The sequence below is a fragment of the Actinomycetospora aeridis genome (assembly GCF_037400275.1).
Lineage (GTDB): Bacteria > Actinomycetota > Actinomycetes > Mycobacteriales > Pseudonocardiaceae > Actinomycetospora > Actinomycetospora aeridis.
Map to the genome: position 1 here is coordinate 452026 of NZ_JBBEGL010000006.1, position 15533 is coordinate 467558.

Genomic DNA, 15533 nt, shown 5'->3' on the forward strand with positions numbered 1-15533 from the left:
CGCCCGCGACGCTAACCCGCGACGATCACCGCCACACCGAGGTGAGACACGCGAGACGTCCCCCGGCGGTGCCCGCCTGGCCGTGCGCGGTCGCCGTCATCTCCTTCTCGTGGATCACGACGGACTCGGGCGCCCGGTCGGTGAACGCGAACGGCACGGTCGTCGTCGCCGTGCCCGCGCCCGTCGCGTCGGTGCGCAGGTCGAGCCAGATCTCGTTGCGGGGGTTGGCGTAGGCGGGGTCGGCGGAGGGCTTCTGCGGGGTCGCCGCCGGGTCGATGCGGTCCTGGTGGTGCGGGCCGGCGTCCGCGCCGGTGGGGCCGCACGGCCGGACGTGCGCGTGCACCGCGTAGCCGCGGTCCGGCACCATCCCCTCGACGCGGAACGTCGCGGTCGTCGCACCGCGGTGCGGGGTCACGTGGACGGCGACCCGCGCGCCGACGGGCGCCGCGGCGGGGTCGTAGGTGACCGCCGGACCGTTCGCGGCGAGCACGCCCTGGGTGACGAGCGGGGCCGCGGCCTGCGCGATCGTCCCGGAACAGGAGGCGACGAGGGCGGTCGCGCCGAGCAGGAGGGCGAGCGGGGCACGGCGGGCGAGCGGGCGCGGCACGGCGGCGATCCTGGCAGTCCGGACACCCGCGGTCGCCGCTCGACGACCCGGCGTGTCGCACCCGTTCCGGGGCTACCGTGGACGGGACCGAGCCGGACGAGGAGCCCCATGAGCATCGCTGCCGCACCGTCCGCCGCCGTCGTGGGTGCGCTGGTGGGCGCCCTGCCGCCCGGGCGGGTGATCGACGACCCGGACGTCCTGGCGAGCTACGCCCACGACGACGCCGAGTGGGCGCCGCACGCCGTGCCGCTGGCCGTGGTGCGTCCCCGCACCGCCGCGGAGATCCAGAGCGTCGTGCGGGCGTGCCTCGAGCACCGCACGCCCGTGGTGCCCCGCGGCGCGGGGACCGGCCTGTCGGGCGGGGCGAACGCGACCGAGGGCAGCGTCGTGCTCTCGACCGAGCACATGACGCAGGTGCTCGAGATCGACGGCGCCGAGCGGCTCGCGGTCGTCCAGCCCGGGGTGGTCAACGACGACCTGCGCGCGGTGTGCGCCGAGCAGGGCCTCTGGTACCCGCCGGACCCGGCGAGCTCGCCCTGGTCGACGATCGGCGGCAACGTCGCCACCAACGCCGGCGGGCTGTGCTGCGTCAAGTACGGCGTCACGCGCGACTACGTGCTCGGGATGCAGGTCGTCAACGGGCTCGGCGAGCTGGTCCGGCTCGGGCGGCGCACCGCCAAGGGTGTCGCGGGGCTCGACCTCGCCGGGCTGATGGTCGGGTCCGAGGGCACCCTCGGGGTGATCACCGAGGTGACGGTGAAGCTGCGCCCCGCCCGCGCGCCCGAGCACACCGTCGCCGGCTACTTCGACTCGGTCGTCGACGCGGGGCGCGCCGTCGCCGCGATCACCGCCGCCGGGCTCACCCCGTCGGCGCTCGAGCTCGTCGACCGGACGTGCCTCGAGGCCGTCGACGCGTGGAAGAACATGGGGCTCGCGGCGGAGGCGGACGTCGTGCTGCTGGGCCGCTCCGACGCGCCGGGCGCGGCCGGCGACGCCGAGGCCGGCGAGATGCTGCGGCACTTCGAGGCCGCCGGCGCGACGTTCGCGGCGCAGGCCGCCGACGCCGAGGAGGCCGAGGCGCTGTTCGCGGCGCGGCGCCTGGCCTATCCGGCGCTGGAGCGGCTCGGCCCGGTGCTCACCGAGGACGTGTGCGTGCCCCGCGCCGCGGTGCCCGAGATGCTCGGGCGCATCCAGGAGATCGGGCGCCGGCACGGGACCACGATCGCCAACATCGCCCACGCCGGCGACGGCAACCTGCACCCGTTGCTGATCACGCCGATCGGCGACGAGCCGGCCCGGCGCCGGGCGCAGGAGGCGTTCGAGGAGATCCTCACCGATGCCCTCGCCCTCGGCGGCACCGTCACCGGCGAGCACGGCGTGGGGCTGCTCAAGCGCGACGGTCTCGAGCGTGAGCAGGCGCCCGAGGTGCTCGCGATGCAGCGCGCGGTCAAGGCGGCCCTCGACCCGCACGGGATCCTCAACCCCGGCAAGGTGATCTGAGCTGGGGGCTTTCCTGACGATGGACGTCAGCGTGGCCGCCAGGCTGAGACACCCCGTGCCTCGCTAGGACCCGGAACCGCCGGAACCCTCGGAACTCGTCGACTCCGTCGCCTCGGCGGACCCGGACGCCGGGGTGTCCGCGGTCGCGGCGCCGCGGCACGGCGCGCCCCACACCCCGCGCTCGGCGCTGCGGGCGCGGTCCTGGGCGGCGCGGATCGGGGGCATGGCCTCCGGGGCGGCGTCGGCGGGGTAGGCACGGGCGATGCCCGCCTCGGCCGCGAGGACGCCGTAGTCGCCGCCGCCGTCGAGGGTGACCGCGGCGAGGCGGCGGTCGAAGCGGTCGGTCGCCCCGCCCGCGAGCCGGACCGCGCGGCGGTCGAGCACCCGGGAGGCGAACGAGGTGGCCTGCTCGCCGTAGCACGCGCCCGGCGGCTGCACCCCGAGCGCGCGCACCCGCACGATCGGGCCGCCGTCGGGCAGGCGGACGTCGAAGGTGACGGCGTCGACGACCCGGGCCACCACCACGCGCTCGCCCTCCGGGCGCGCCTCGGGGACGCTCAGCGCCGCCGCCGGATCCGGCGCGGGGGCCACGGCCGGCACCGGCGCGCTCGCGAGCGTCACCGCGGCCGCCGTGGCGCAGACGGCGGCGGCCAGACCGAGCAGGAGGCGGGCGAGCGCGACGCGGGACACGCCCCACATGGTGACCCATCGTGATGGGTAATCGACGCTCGGTCACTAGGACCGGGGCTCACCCGTTCAGGTCGCGACGACCGGGAGACGGCGTGTGCCGAGCACACGACCCGTGTACGGCCGCTGGTCCCCCTCGCCCACGGACAGCCCAGCGTAGCGAGCGGTCATCTCCTCGAGCGCGACGCGCGCCTCGAGCCGGGCGAGCGGGGCGCCGAGGCAGAAGTGGATGCCGTGCCCGAACGCCGTCTGCGCGCCGCCGCCGATGCCGGGGCGCGTCGGGTCGAAGCGTTCGGGGTCCGGGTGGGCCTCGGGGTCGTGGGTGGCCGAGAGCAGCCAGGGCACGACGATCGATCGCGCCGGCACGACGGTGCCCGCGATCTCGACGTCGCGGGTGGTGGCCCGCGCGGTCAGCGGGAACGACGGGCGCAGCCGCAGCACCTCCTCGATCGTCGCCGGGATGCTCGCCGGGTCGGCCCGCAGCGCCTCCCACGCGCCCGGCTGGGCGTCGAGCACCCGGACCGCGTTGCCGAGCAGCAGCGTCGTCGTGATGTGCCCCGCGAACAGCAGCAGCATCGAGAAGTTGGCGGCCTCCTCGTCGTCGAGGACCCGGCCGTCGACCTCGGTGGTGACCAGCGCCGAGATGAGGTCGTCGACGGGGTCCGCGCGCCGGGTCCGGCACCAGTCGCCGAGGTAGCCGGTGATCTCCCCCATCGTATCGCGGACCGTGGGGTCGTCCATCGCCTCCTTCGGGTCCTCGACCTGGAGCGAGAACAACCCGTCGGCCCAGGCCCGGAAGCGTCCGCGGTCGGCCGCCGGGAGCCCGAGCATCTCGGCGATCACGGTGACCGGCAGCGGGAACGCGAGGGCGTCGACGAGGTCGAACGTCGCGGGAGGGTCGGGCAGCATCTCCCGCGTCAGCTCCCGGATCCGCGGCTCGAGCCCGGCGACCCGCTTCGGCGTGAACGACGCGGAGACGAGGTGGCGCAGCGCCCCGTGCTCCGGCGGGTCGAGCCGCGTGAGCATGCCCTTGGTCATCTTCTCCGAGCCGGGCATCACCGCCGAGAAGTCGGAGCTGAACGTCGCGGTGTCGCGCAGCACGACCTCGACGTCCGCGGCGCGGGTGATGTGGTGCATGCCGTAGCGGTCGCGCCAGATGGGGGCGTCGGCACGGAGGTGGGCGAGCCAGTCGAGCGTCGCGGGCAGGTCGGCGATGTCGGGAGGCAGGTCGCGGTCGAGTGCGGTCGTGGTCATGGCTCCTCCGGGAGGGCCGCGGTGAGGTGGTGGACGGTGTGCTCGTAGAGCGCGGCGAGCTCGGGCGCCGCCGCGGCGAGGGCGGCCGGGTCGGGCTCGCCGGGCGGGGCGAACCCCGCCCGGACGACGGCGGCGAGGGCGTCCGCCCGGGCCGTGAGGTCCATCCCGGCGCCGGCCGGGACGAGGTCGTCGAGGAAGAAGCCGATGGCGGCGGCGTGGAGGCGGTAGTGCAGGTCGGGTGACGACGCCGGGTCGTCGGCGAGCAGCCCGTGGCGGTGGAGCAGCGCGAAGTGCTCGCGCGCGAAGTCGGACTTGTCGGTGACGACCTCGAGGCCCGCCTTCGTGTCCGTGACCACCGCGCCGAGCTGCTCGACGTCCCCGGCGTGCAGCGCGCGGCTCAGCGGACGGCGGTGCACGGCGAGGAAGGTCGAGCGCATGGTCGTGCCGAGCGCGGCCTCCCCCGGGTCCGCCCGCAGCGCGGCCAGCAGGTCGCGCGTGATCTCGATGCTGTCGCGCACGAGCACCCCGGCGAACAGGTCGAGCTTGCTGGCGAAGTGCAGGTACACGGTGCCCTTGCCGACGCCGGCGCGGCGGGCGACGTCGTCGACGGTGACCCGCCGGTAGCCGTGGGCGAGCAGCAGCTCCCCCGCCGCGTCCAGCATCTGCGTCACCCGGCCCACCGGGACCTCCTCCGACTCGTGACCAGATTTCTCATCTGGTCACGAGTCACGCTAGGCCGCCGGCGAGCGCGCCGGTACCCCTCGCGCCGAGATCATGTGGACGGCAAGCTCTCGGCCCATGACGAGGACGGTGCGGTTCTCCGAGCTCGGCGAGCCCGAGGTGCTGTGGATCGACGACGGCCCGGACCCCGTCCCGGGTCCCGGCGAGGTGGCGGTCGACGTCGCGGCGATCGGGCTCAACCGGGCCGAGTCGATGTTCCGGCGCGGCACCTACATCGAGACGACCGAGCTGCCCGCCCGCCTCGGCTACGAGTGCTCCGGGACCGTGGCCGTGCTCGGCGAGGGCGTCACGGGGTGGTCGGTCGGCGACCGCGTCAGCGTCGTCCCGGCGTTCTCGATGAACGACTACGGCGTCTACGCCGACCGCGCCGTCGTCCCCGCCCGCGCGATCGTGCCGCTGCCTGCGTCGACGAGCTGGGTGGACGGCGCCGCGGTGTGGATGCCGTTCCTCGTCGGCTACGGCGGGCTCGTCGAGACCGGCGGGCTGACGGCCGGCGACCACGTCCTCGTCACCGCAGCGACCTCGAGCGTCGGCCTCGCCGCGCTCGCCGTCGCGAACCGGGTCGGCGCGGTCCCGATCGCGACGACCCGCTCGAGCGCGAAGGCGCAGCAGCTGCTCGACGCGGGGGCGGCGCACGTCGTCGCCACCGGCGAGGAGGACCTGGTCGAGCGTGTCCTCGAGATCACCGACGGCCGCGGGTGCGAGCACGTGTTCGACGCCGTCGCGGGCCCGGGCGTCGCCGACCTGGCGCGGGCCACCGCGAAGGGCGGGATCCTGACGGTCCACGGGCTGCTCTCGGGCCAGCCCACCCCGTTCCCGGCCGAGACGCTGCCCGATCTGTGGATGCGGGCCTATACGTTGTTCGCGATGACACACGACGCAGAGCGGTTGCGCCGCGCGGGCGCCTTCGTGGGCGCGGGGCTGCGGGACGGCGCGTTCCGCCCCCAGGTGGACCGGGTGTTCGAGGGACTCGACGCGGTGGTCGACGCCCACCGCCACCTCGAGTCCGGCACCCAGGTCGGCAAGATCGTCCTGCTCCCGGGCGGTGCGCGATGAGCGGCGAGGAGATCCCCGAGGCCGTCGTCTCCTGGTTCCGGGGGCACGTCGACGAGGTCGAGGGCGCGCTGGACTTCGAGCGCATCGCGGGCGGGCGCTCCAACCTCACCTTCCGTGTCACCGACGAGGCCGGGCACGCGTGGGCCCTGCGGCGCCCGCCGCTGGGCGGCGTGCTCGAGACCGCCCACGACATGGGGCGCGAGTGGCGCTTCCTCTCGGCGCTCAACCCCACCGAGGTGCCGGTCCCGACCCCGCGGGCCTTCTGCGACGACCACGACGTCTGGGGCGCCGACCTCTACGTCATGGACTTCGCGCCCGGGAAGGTCCTCAACGACACCGGGTCCGGGGAGAAGGTGCCGCCGGCGGCGCGCACGGTCGTCGGGACCTCGACGATCGACGTGCTGGCCGCGCTGCACCACGTCGAGCCGTCCGCGGTCGGGCTCGACGACCTCGCCCGGCCCGGCAACTTCGTCGCCCGCCAGCTCAAGCGGTGGCACCGGCAGGCGCACTCGTCGGCGATGGAGGACCTGTCGGTCATCGACGCCACCCACGAGGCGCTGGCGAAGCGCGTCCCGGAGGGCGAGGTCGGGATCGTGCACGGCGACTTCCGTCCCGGGAACATCTCCTACGACGCCGACGGGCAGGCGGTGGCGGTGTTCGACTGGGAGCTCGCCACCATCGGCGACCCGCTCTGCGACCTCGGGCACCTGCTCGTGTCCTGGTCCGAGCCGGGCGACACGGTGCCCGAGGCGCTCTCGAGCCCGACGCCCGCGGGTGGCTACCCGACCCGCGAGGAGCTGATCGCCCGCTACACCGCGGCGCGGGGGCTCACCGACCTCGACGTCGGCTACTACCTGGCCTTCGCCCGCTGGCGCGCCGCGTGCATCCACGCCGGCGTCTGGACCCGCTACCGCGCGGGCGACATGGGCGCCGACGCCGACCCGGACGAGGTCACCGGCCCGGAGGCGATCAACATCCAGGCCGAGACCGCCCTGGCCGACCTGGAGCGCTGACCGCCCCATGTGAGCGAACTTCGGGGCTATAGCCCCGAAGTTCGCTCACATACCGGGGCACGTCACACGGTGGGGGCGGTCACGGAACGGGATCGCGGGGGCACGTTCGGGCACCACACTGGCAGCGGCCCCGCGCCCCGCGTCGGCGTGCGGGAGCCGCTCCCCCAGCGCCGACGTGCCCGGAGTACCGATGATCACCGGCGAGTGCCACTACTGCGAGTCCGTGCGGGTGTGGAAGCTCTACCCCGTGCGCCACGAGGACGGCTGCCCCACCGGCGGGCGCCGCCCCCAGCGCCTGAGCCCGTCCGACGCGACGCTGTTCGCCCACCCCGACGTCGCGGACCTCGACCTCGAGATCAGCGCCTGGTACCCGCAGGCCGCCTGACGCCCAAATTCTCCGGGGCGCACCCCGAGGCCGCGGCCCGCCCACCTCCCTACCGTCCGTGCTGACGAGGTGTCAGTGCCGGAGGGGGGACCGATGGCGGACGACGAACGGACCGTGGACGGGGCGTCGACGCTCGTCCCCACGCCCGGGACGGGGCGGCAGCACCGCGCCGGCCGTGCCGGGACCCCGCCCGGCACGCGCGCGCAATGGGTGACCGCGGTGGGCCAGGTGTCGGGGCTGCTGCTCGCGCTGCGGCAGGTGGAGACCGAGGGCGCGGTCCTCCCGCCTCCCCTGGCGCGCGGCACGGCGCTGCGGGCGTGGAGCGCGGTGACCCGCCCGGTGCTCCGGGACCCGGAGCGTCTGACCGGGACCGACGCCCGCGTCATGGACCTCGCGATGGTGGAGCGCGCGGCCCGGGTCCTCGGACGGTCCCTGTGCCGGGCGTGGGTCATCGGGGGCGGCGACGTCGTCGTCTCGGTGCTGCGGCGCGAGGCCACGGTGCACGCGTGCGGGCCCGAGCGCCTGGTCGCCCAGGTCGCCCGCGTCCACGGCGCACTCACCAGCGACGACGGGCGCGGCGCCCGGATGGTGTGGGACGCGCTCGACGGCTGACGCACCCGCGGCCGGTCACGCGTCGGGGTCGGGCTCCGTGCCGTCGATCGGCTCCTCGTGGTCGGAGCCGAGCACGGCGCCGGGCACGTCGCCACCCGGCTCGACCTCGGGCGAGTAGGGCGGCTCGCCCTCCGTCGGCGGCTGGTCGGCGGTGGCGAGCGGGTCGGTCCGCCCGGAGCGCTCCCCCGCCATCAGTGCGCCCCCTCCAGCGTCGGCGATCCGGCCGTGACGAGCCCGGCGGCGAGCTCACGCAGCCGGAAGCGCTGCACCTTGCCCGTCGCCGTCCGCGGCACCTCCTCGATCGCGATCACGTGACGCGGCCGCTTGAACGACGCGAGGCCCTCGCGGCACCAGGCCACGAGCGCCTCGGGGTCGACCGAGTGGCCCTCGCGCGGCACGACGCACGCGACGGGCACGTCGAGGCCGTCGTCGTCGGGGATCGCCACGACGACGACCTCGGCGACCGACGGGTGCGCGATGAGCCGCTCCTCGACCTCGGAGGGCGTCACCCAGATGCCGCCGACCTTGAGGACGTCGTCGGTGCGGCCCAGGCAGGTGTAGGTGCCGTCGGCGTTGCGCACGTACGTGTCGCCGGTGCGCAGCCACTCCCCCTCGAACATGAGGCGGTTGGTGGCGGTGCGGCACCAGTACCCGGTGCAGATCGAGTCGCCGCGCACGAAGAGCGTGCCCGTCTCGCCGTCGGGCACGGGACGGCCGTCGGTGCCCCGGATCTCGACGTCGTAGCCGGGGACCGGGACGCCCGACGTGCCCGGGGAGACCTCGCCGGGGCGGTTGGACAGGTAGATGTGCAGCGCCTCGGTGGACCCGATGCCGTCGAGCACCTCGACGCCGTAGACGTCGCGCATCCCGTTGACCATGCGCGCCGGCAGCGCCTCCCCCGCCGACGCGCCGCGGCGCACGGTCGCGAACGCCGCCGGGTCGACCTGGCCGGACTCCGCCGCGGCGAGCAGCGGTCCGTACGAGCTCGGCGTGCCGAAGAACATCGTCACCCGGTGCCGGGACGCGAGGTCGGCGAGCAGGGCCGGCGTCGGGCGCGAGGGCTCGAGCACCGCCGCGGCCCCCACCGAGAGCGGGAAGAACATCGAGTTGCCGATGCCGTAGGCGAAGAACAGCTTCGCCACCGACAGGCACAGGTCGTCGGGGCGGATGCCGAGCACCTGCTGGCCGTAGGTCTCGCAGACGGTGCGGATGTCGGCGTGCCGGTGCATCGCCGCCTTCGGCTTGCCCGTGGTCCCCGAGGTGTAGAGCCACAGCGCCTGCGACTCGTCCCACGTGTCGTACGTCGGCGCGGCCCCGAGGGCCTCGCCGCCGGCGAGCATCTCGGCCCAGGTCCGGGCCGTGACGTCGGCGCCGAAGCCCGACGCGTCCTCGCCGGTGACGACCACCTCGGCGACGTCCCCGCCGCGTTCCCGGGCCGCGAGCACCGCGGCGCGGGAGGTGGCGGCGAACGTCTCCGAGCACAGCAGCAGGCGGGTGCGCGAGTCCGCGACCAGCACCGCGAGCTCCGGCCCGCGCAGCATCGTCGACACCGGGACGGCGACCGCGCCGAGGCGCATCGTCGCGAGGATGCCGGTGAACAGCTCGACCTCGTCGACCATGCACAGGACGACCCGCTGCTCGGGCAGCACGCCCAGCGCCGCGAGCCCGGCCGCGACCCGTTCGATCTCCGCGTCGAGCTCGGCGTACGTCAGCGAGCGGGACGGGGCCCGCACCGCCTCCCGGTCACCGTCGCCCGCCGCCAGCCGGCGGCCGACGAGGTAGTCCGCGGCATTGAACGACTCCGCCATGCGCTGCCCGTCCTCGTGGTGGGGTGCGCTACGCGCACGTGAGCACTTTCGCGTGCCATAGCACCCGAAAGTGCTCACATGCGCGAGAGCGCACGGTCAGTTGAAGTGCACGTACTCGAAGTCGACGGGCTTGTCGTTGATGCCGTTGGTCGGCGGCGCGATCCAGCTCGCGATCTTCCCGGGCTCGAGGACGGGGTGCATGAGCCCGCGGACGTGGGTCTTGTCGACGTCGGTGGGCAGCCAGCGGCCCTCGTTCGCCGTCCACTCGTCCTCGGAGATCATCTTGCCCTCGGGCGAGATGCGCTGGCCCGCGAACGCCCCGACCTGGCGGTTGAAGCCGACGTGCGGCAGGTAGAGCTGCGCGTCGATGCCGTGCTTCTCGAGGATCCGGTTCCAGCGCTTGAGCCCGTTCGAGCAGTCGCCCATGTACTCGCTGCGCAGGTCCTGGTTCAGGGCGAGCAGCGCCGGCACCTCGGTGGTCGTGATGCGCCCCTCGCGCACGGCGTCCACGGCGCCCGCGTCGTCGGTGAGCACGTGGTCGTCCTTGCGCCGCTCCTCCTGCCAGCGGCCCTTAAGCCCGGCGGTGAAGTAGTTGGCGGCGTTGGTGGACGACTCGTTGCCGAACAGGTCCAGCGAGACGGTGTAGTGGAAGTTGATGTACTTCTGGATCATGTCGAGCGGGATGCCGCCGGCGCCGGCGACCTCCTCCGAGTCGTGCTCGTTCATCAGCTGCGCGGTGCGCGTGACGACGCGGTCGATGCCGGTGGTGCCCACGAACATGTGGTGGGCCTCCTCCTTGAGCATGAACTCGCAGGTCCGCGACAGCGGGTCGAACCCCGACTCCTTCAGCGTCCCGAGCTGGTACTTGCCGTCCCGGTCGGTGAAGTACGTGAACATGTAGAACGACAGCCAGTCCGGGGTCTCCTCGTTGAAGGCCCCGAGGATGCGCGGCGACTCGTCCGAGCCGGAGTTGCGCGCCAGCAGCTGGTCGGCCTCCTCGCGGCCGGCGCGGCCGAAGTAGGCGTGCAGCAGGTAGACCATCGCCCAGAGGTGACGGCCCTCCTCGACGTTGACCTGGAACAGGTTGCGCATGTCGTAGAGCGACGGGGCGGTCGCGCCGAGGAAGCGCTGCTGCTCGACCGAGGCGGGCTCGGTGTCGCCCTGGATGACGATGAGGCGCTGCAGGTCGGCGCGGTACTCGCCGGGCACCTCCTGCCAGACCGGCTCGCCCTTGTGCTCGCCGAACGCGATCTTGCGGTCCGGGTCGTGCTCGGAGAGGAAGACGCCCCAGCGGTACTCGTTCATCGGGACGTGGTCGAAGTGCGCCCAGCCGTCGCGGCCGACGTCGACGGCCGTGCGCAGGTAGACGTCCTTGGTGTCGACGGCGGGGCCCATGTCGCCCCACCAGTCGAGGAAGTTCGGCTGCCAGCGCTCGAGAGCGCGCTGGAGCTTGCGGTCGGACGCGAGGTCGACGTTGTTCGGGATCTTGGCGTCGAAGTCGATCTTCGGGCGCGCGGAGGTCATGGGGTCGTCACACTCGCTTCTTGTCGAAGTCGGCCTTGCGTCCGGTGCCGTAGCGGCGCAGCGCGCCCTCGGCGCCCGAGGCGTTCGGGCGGATGAAGATCCAGTTCTGCCAGGCGGTCAGGCGGCCGAAGATCCGCGTCTCCATGGTCTCCGGGCCGACGAACCGGTGGTTCGCCTCCATGCCGGTCAGGGCGTCCGGGCTCAGGGACGCGCGTTCCTCCAGGAGGATGCGGATCTCGTCCTCCCAGTCGATGTCGTCCGGCGCGTCGGTGACCAGCCCGGCCTCCTCGGCCTGCGCGCCGGTCATGCGCTCGTCCGTGCGCTCCGCCAGCTCGGCGACGTGGTCGTCGTCGCCGTAGAAGCGGGACTGCAGGCGGGTCAGCCCGTTGCCCATCGGGAAGGTGCCGAAGTTCGACGCCGTGAGGACGATCTGCGCCGGCTCCTGCTCCTCGTCGGCGTCCTCGAAGATGCCCTCGAGCATGTACTGCCGGTCGCACGCCAGGGCCAGCTCCAGTAGGGCGCCGGCGAAGCAGCTGCCGGGCTCGATGAGCGCGATGAGGCTGCGGCTGGTGACGTCGAGGCGCTTGAGCGTGCGCTTGAAGTAGTGCCGGATCTCGTTGACCAGCCAGTCCGAGCCGGAGTGCTCGGCGATGACCCGCTCGAACGCGAGCGCGCCCTCGACGGAGCCCTGGGTGCGGACCAGCCAGGTGCCGATCTCGAGCTCGTTGGTGCGCAGCCGCAGGATGAGGTCGTCGAGCTCACGGGTCATCGCGAGCGGCCAGAAGTCCGCGCCGAGCGCGTGGATGCGGTCGAGGGACTCGGGCACCGTGCCGGGCTCGGGGCCCAGCACCGTGATCGTCGCGGTGCGGGCGTCGCGGTCGAGCTCGCAGCGGACGTTGGGGTAGGTGATCGAGTCGTCGGTGATCTCGCGGCGCAGGGGCGGGAGGGCGACGCCCTGCGCGTCGGTCGGCCGGCTCGAGCCCGCGGCGGCCTCGGCCGCGCGGGCACGCACCGTCTCGTCCCACTGCTTGCGCGAGACCGTCTCGTCGACGAGCTTCCACTCGACGGCCTTGGGACCCTGGAAGCCCTCGGACTTGGTGGCGAAGATGTCGGCCCGGTCCTTGCGCACGTGGCGCTTGTCGGTGACGCGGGTGAGCCCGCCGGTGCCGGGCAGCACGCCGAGCAGCGGGACCTCCGGGAGCGCGACCGCGCTCGACCGGTCGTTGACCAGCAGGATCGTCTCGCAGGCCAGGGCCATCTCGTAGCCGCCGCCGGCCGCGGTGCCGTTGAGCGCCGCCACCCAGGTCTGGCCAGAGTTGGCCGTCATGTCCTCGATGCCGTTGCGGGTCTCGTTGGTGAACTTGCAGAAGTTCACCTTCCAGGGGTGGCTCGACTGCGCCAGCATCCGGATGTTCGCGCCGGCGCAGAAGTTCGAGTCCTTGCCGCTGGTCAGCACGACGCTGCGCACCTCGGGGTGCTCGAAGCGCAGGCGCTGGGTGATGTCGTAGAGCTCGATGTCGACGCCCAGGTCGTACGAGTTGAGCTTGAGCTCGTAGCCGGGCACGAGCCCGCCGTCCTCGGCGACGTCCAGGTAGACCCAGGCCGTCTCCCCGTCGACCTCGAGGCGCCAGTGGCGGTAGTGCGCGGGGTCGGTGTCGAAGTCGACCTGTGGAACGGTCTCCGCCGGGGCGTGCTCCGCGGCGGGCGCATCCTCGAGAACGGTCACGGTGGTGGTCCCTCCTTGTCGTGCGGACCACACTCTACGAGAATTCGACGTCGGTGCATAGAGCTGTAGAACGTTGGAGGGCACGATGACGTGGCAGTGGATCGCCGAGCAGGACCCCCGCTGGGACCAGGACAAGGCCGCGGCGCTGGGTGACCTGCCGCCCACGCTGTTCGGGCTCGGCCACCCCGAGGTGGGGCGCCCGCTCGGCGACGCGTGGTGGCGCGTGGAGGACGACGGTGGCGCACCGATCGGTTACGGCCGGCTCGACGACACGTGGGGCGACGCCGAGATCCTCATCGTGTCCGCGCCCGGCGTGCGCGGCACGGGCGTCGGGGCCTTCGTGCTGGAGAACCTGGAGCGGGAGGCCGCGGCGCGCCAGCTGAACTACGTCTACAACGTCGTCCCGACGCGCCACCCCGACGGCGAGGCCGTGCGGGAGTGGCTGACCCGGCAGGGGTTCACGACGACCGAGGTGGGCGAGCTGCGCAAGCAGGTGGCGTCGGGGGCGGCGCCGGGTGGCGCGGCCTGACGGTGCCGTCATCGCCGGATCGGTGACGAAACCCCGCAGATGTGCGGGGATTCGTCACCGACATCGTGGTCACGTCGTCATGCCGCCCTGCCGGCGCCGGTGGGCCCGCTTCTGGTCGGGCGTTGCGCGGAAGACGGCGCCGTCGTTGTAGCGGCGCTCGAGGTCGGCGGCGACCTCCTCCATGTACGCCTCGACGCCGGACGACATGTTGTCCGGGACGTCGGTGGCGTCCGGGCGGCGCGCGGTCCAGTAGACGGCAGCGCGGAAGCGCGCGAAGACCGCGTCGCTGACGTAGAAGCTGCGGTAGCCGTTGCGGTCGGGGTCGATCGCGGGGTCGTCGAGCGCGGTCGTCCAGGCCGGCTCGTCCGTCGTGCTGGTGCGGCGGCGGCGTTTCGTCGGGGCGGGTGTCGGTTCCGGGGCGGGCGGTTCCGGCTCGGGTTCGGGCGTTTCGTCGATCTCTCGTGGCGGGGTCCGCGCCGGGCGGGGCGCCGGCTCGGGGGCGTCCGGGTCGATGCTCATCCGCCGGCGCAGCTCACGGGCCTTGGAGGTCACGAGGCGTCCTGCGCCGTGTCGGGCGCGAGGGCGCGCAGTTCGAGCATGAAGTCGCGGAACAGTCCGGCGAGGTTCGACGACGACACGTCGCGGCGGTCGCCGAGACGCTCGGCGAGCTGGAACGCCTCGTGCACGCCGGCGCGTCGGGGAATGACCGCTCGGACCTCGTCCCCGAACGCCGCGAGCGCCTCGTCGCGAATGGCCTCGTCCATGCCGACGCGCAGGTCGAACCCACTCAGCACGACGCCCGCCCACTTCAGCGGATGGGCGCGCTGGATGCGTTCGACGCGGGTGCGGGCCTCGAGGGCCTTGCGCACGGCGTCGCGGGTCGGCCCGATCGGCGCGTAGGCGACGTCGGCGGCGTACATGGCCTGGGCGGTCAGGGCGCCGGTGCGGCCTCCGGTGTCGATGAGGACCAGCCCGTACGCGGCGGCGAGCCCGGCGTTCTCGAGGAGGTCGCGCAGGAGCCAGGAGTCGATCAGCGACGACTGGGCGACCGTGCCGAGCGACGCCCCGGCGGGCACGAGGTCGACGTCTTCCCAGTGCGTGTCGAGGACCTCGTCGGCGAGACGGGTCGCGCCGGCCTCGAGGTCGAGCTCGCCGGACGCGTCGAGGGCGCCGGAGACCTCGAACACGTCGCCGAGCCCCGTCGACGTCGCGGGCACGCCGAACTTGTTGCTGGCGTTGCGCTCGGGGTCGGCGTCGATCAACAACGTGGGGATGCCGAGCCTCGACGCCTCGCCGGCCATGAGCACCTGCCAGAGCGTCTTGGCCACGCCGCCCTTGCCGCTGAGCACGGTCACCGCGACCACGAGGCCTCCTCTTGCTAGAGATACGTCCCTGGTGCTGCTGGCGTGACGAGCCAGAGACGTGTCGTTGGCGTGCCACAGGACGGACGCCTCGGACACTAGCCACGCATCGTGCACACGGACACCCGATCGAGAGCACCTCGGGCGCGAACCTTCTGACTCTTCGTGCTTGACCGGACGTCATCCGGCGCCTAACTTCCGAATCGCTCACGGCGCTGACGGCTCGCGCTCGTGGGTGGCAAGGCAGGGATCGCTGCGTGAGCTCCGGCCGCAGACGGTCCTGGAGGTCGACCCCCGGGTTGCCGCGTGAGCTCCGGCCGCGGCTCGACACCGGGTGGACGCCGCATTTCCCCTTTCGCTGCGCGTGTGTGGCCGTCGGGCCTCGCCCGCGCTCCTGCTCGAGGAGAGCCGTTCCATGTCCCCCGCCGGTGCCCTGCGCGGCACCACGCGTCTGCTCGACGGTCTGCTGACCGTCGTGCTGCGCGCGCTCGGGTGGACACTCGGCCTCGTCGGCGCGGGCTTCGTACTCTGGTTCGCCAGCAACGTCATCGCACCGATCCCGGCCGTGGCCGCGACCCGTGAGGTGCAGCTGGCGAGCGTCGCGACTCCGCACGTGGCCGCCGGTCCGCCGAACCCGCACCCCACCGGCCTCGCGGCCGGCGAGGAGGCCGGCGGGACAGATTCGGGCTCGACCGACACGGGCTCGACCGACACGGGCTCGACCGACACG

The 15533-nt window shown here is 73.7% G+C and carries 17 protein-coding genes; 7 read left to right on the plus strand and 10 right to left on the minus strand.

Annotation, left to right across the window (positions count from 1 at the left end):
- Positions 1–25: 25 nt before the first annotated feature.
- Positions 26–607, minus strand: a complete 582-nt coding sequence (locus WCD41_RS23405; protein ID WP_337716961.1) for a superoxide dismutase — start codon at positions 605–607, stop codon at positions 26–28.
- A gap of 108 nt (positions 608–715) precedes the next feature.
- Here WCD41_RS23405 and WCD41_RS23410 point away from each other — a divergent pair, with 108 nt between their 5' ends.
- Positions 716–2107: an FAD-binding oxidoreductase gene (locus tag WCD41_RS23410; RefSeq protein ID WP_337716963.1), complete on the plus strand. Its 1392-nt coding sequence runs from the start codon at positions 716–718 to the stop codon at positions 2105–2107.
- A gap of 63 nt (positions 2108–2170) precedes the next feature.
- Here the strand turns inward: WCD41_RS23410 and WCD41_RS23415 are convergent, their stop codons facing one another.
- From WCD41_RS23415 to WCD41_RS23425, 3 genes are all read right to left on the minus strand, one after another.
- The gene (locus tag WCD41_RS23415; protein ID WP_337716965.1) at positions 2171–2797 is read right to left on the minus strand and encodes a thermonuclease family protein; all 627 of its coding nucleotides are present in this window, start codon (positions 2795–2797) and stop codon (positions 2171–2173) included.
- Between the two features lie 66 nt (positions 2798–2863).
- Positions 2864–4048 (minus strand): cytochrome P450, encoded by a 1185-nt coding sequence (locus WCD41_RS23420; RefSeq protein ID WP_337716967.1) that lies wholly within the window; start codon positions 4046–4048, stop codon positions 2864–2866.
- On the minus strand, positions 4045–4728 hold the full coding sequence (locus WCD41_RS23425; RefSeq protein WP_337716969.1) for a TetR/AcrR family transcriptional regulator: 684 nt from the start codon (positions 4726–4728) through the stop codon (positions 4045–4047). The genes WCD41_RS23420 and WCD41_RS23425 overlap by 4 nt, the downstream gene beginning before the upstream one ends.
- Before the next feature lie 118 nt (positions 4729–4846).
- On the opposite strand from WCD41_RS23425, the gene WCD41_RS23430 reads away from it, so the two are divergent.
- The 4 genes from WCD41_RS23430 to WCD41_RS23445 all read left to right on the plus strand — a co-directional run bounded on the left by WCD41_RS23430 (position 4847) and on the right by WCD41_RS23445 (position 7855).
- A complete protein-coding gene (locus WCD41_RS23430) occupies positions 4847–5845 on the plus strand; it encodes a zinc-dependent alcohol dehydrogenase family protein (protein ID WP_337716971.1) in 999 nt (332 codons plus the stop codon).
- Complete coding sequence (locus tag WCD41_RS23435; RefSeq protein WP_337716973.1) at positions 5842–6858, plus strand: phosphotransferase family protein; 1017 nt, start codon at positions 5842–5844, stop codon at positions 6856–6858. The genes WCD41_RS23430 and WCD41_RS23435 overlap by 4 nt, the downstream gene beginning before the upstream one ends.
- A gap of 190 nt (positions 6859–7048) precedes the next feature.
- Positions 7049–7243 carry a hypothetical protein gene (locus WCD41_RS23440; protein WP_337716975.1) on the plus strand — a complete coding sequence of 65 codons (195 nt, stop codon included), beginning with the start codon at positions 7049–7051 and terminating at the stop codon, positions 7241–7243.
- Between the two features lie 93 nt (positions 7244–7336).
- Positions 7337–7855, plus strand: a complete 519-nt coding sequence (locus WCD41_RS23445) for a hypothetical protein (protein ID WP_337716977.1) — start codon at positions 7337–7339, stop codon at positions 7853–7855.
- Between the two features lie 15 nt (positions 7856–7870).
- Here WCD41_RS23445 and WCD41_RS23450 read toward each other — a convergent pair whose 3' ends face one another.
- The 4 genes from WCD41_RS23450 to boxC all read right to left on the minus strand — a co-directional run bounded on the left by WCD41_RS23450 (position 7871) and on the right by boxC (position 12913).
- On the minus strand, positions 7871–8047 hold the full coding sequence (locus tag WCD41_RS23450) for a hypothetical protein (protein ID WP_337716979.1): 177 nt from the start codon (positions 8045–8047) through the stop codon (positions 7871–7873).
- Complete coding sequence (locus tag WCD41_RS23455) at positions 8047–9663, minus strand: benzoate-CoA ligase family protein (RefSeq protein WP_337716981.1); 1617 nt, start codon at positions 9661–9663, stop codon at positions 8047–8049. Before WCD41_RS23455 ends, WCD41_RS23450 begins: the two co-directional genes overlap by 1 nt.
- A 96-nt stretch (positions 9664–9759) precedes the next feature.
- Positions 9760–11187 (minus strand): benzoyl-CoA 2,3-epoxidase subunit BoxB, encoded by a 1428-nt coding sequence (gene boxB, locus WCD41_RS23460; protein WP_337716982.1) that lies wholly within the window; start codon positions 11185–11187, stop codon positions 9760–9762.
- 7 nt (positions 11188–11194) lie between these two features.
- The gene (boxC, locus tag WCD41_RS23465) at positions 11195–12913 is read right to left on the minus strand and encodes a 2,3-epoxybenzoyl-CoA dihydrolase (protein WP_337716985.1); all 1719 of its coding nucleotides are present in this window, start codon (positions 12911–12913) and stop codon (positions 11195–11197) included.
- 85 nt (positions 12914–12998) lie between these two features.
- On the opposite strand from boxC, the gene WCD41_RS23470 reads away from it, so the two are divergent.
- Entirely contained in the window at positions 12999–13442 is a 444-nt protein-coding gene (locus tag WCD41_RS23470; protein WP_337716987.1) for a GNAT family N-acetyltransferase, read from the plus strand.
- Between the two features lie 69 nt (positions 13443–13511).
- Here WCD41_RS23470 and WCD41_RS23475 read toward each other — a convergent pair whose 3' ends face one another.
- Both WCD41_RS23475 and WCD41_RS23480 read right to left on the minus strand, forming a co-directional pair.
- Entirely contained in the window at positions 13512–13994 is a 483-nt protein-coding gene (locus WCD41_RS23475) for a hypothetical protein (protein WP_337716989.1), read from the minus strand.
- On the minus strand, positions 13991–14806 hold the full coding sequence (locus WCD41_RS23480; RefSeq protein ID WP_337716990.1) for a ParA family protein: 816 nt from the start codon (positions 14804–14806) through the stop codon (positions 13991–13993). Before WCD41_RS23480 ends, WCD41_RS23475 begins: the two co-directional genes overlap by 4 nt.
- A 412-nt stretch (positions 14807–15218) precedes the next feature.
- On the opposite strand from WCD41_RS23480, the gene WCD41_RS23485 reads away from it, so the two are divergent.
- Positions 15219–15533 (plus strand): hypothetical protein (locus tag WCD41_RS23485; protein ID WP_337716992.1); only part of this gene is annotated, 315 nt, incomplete at its 3' end.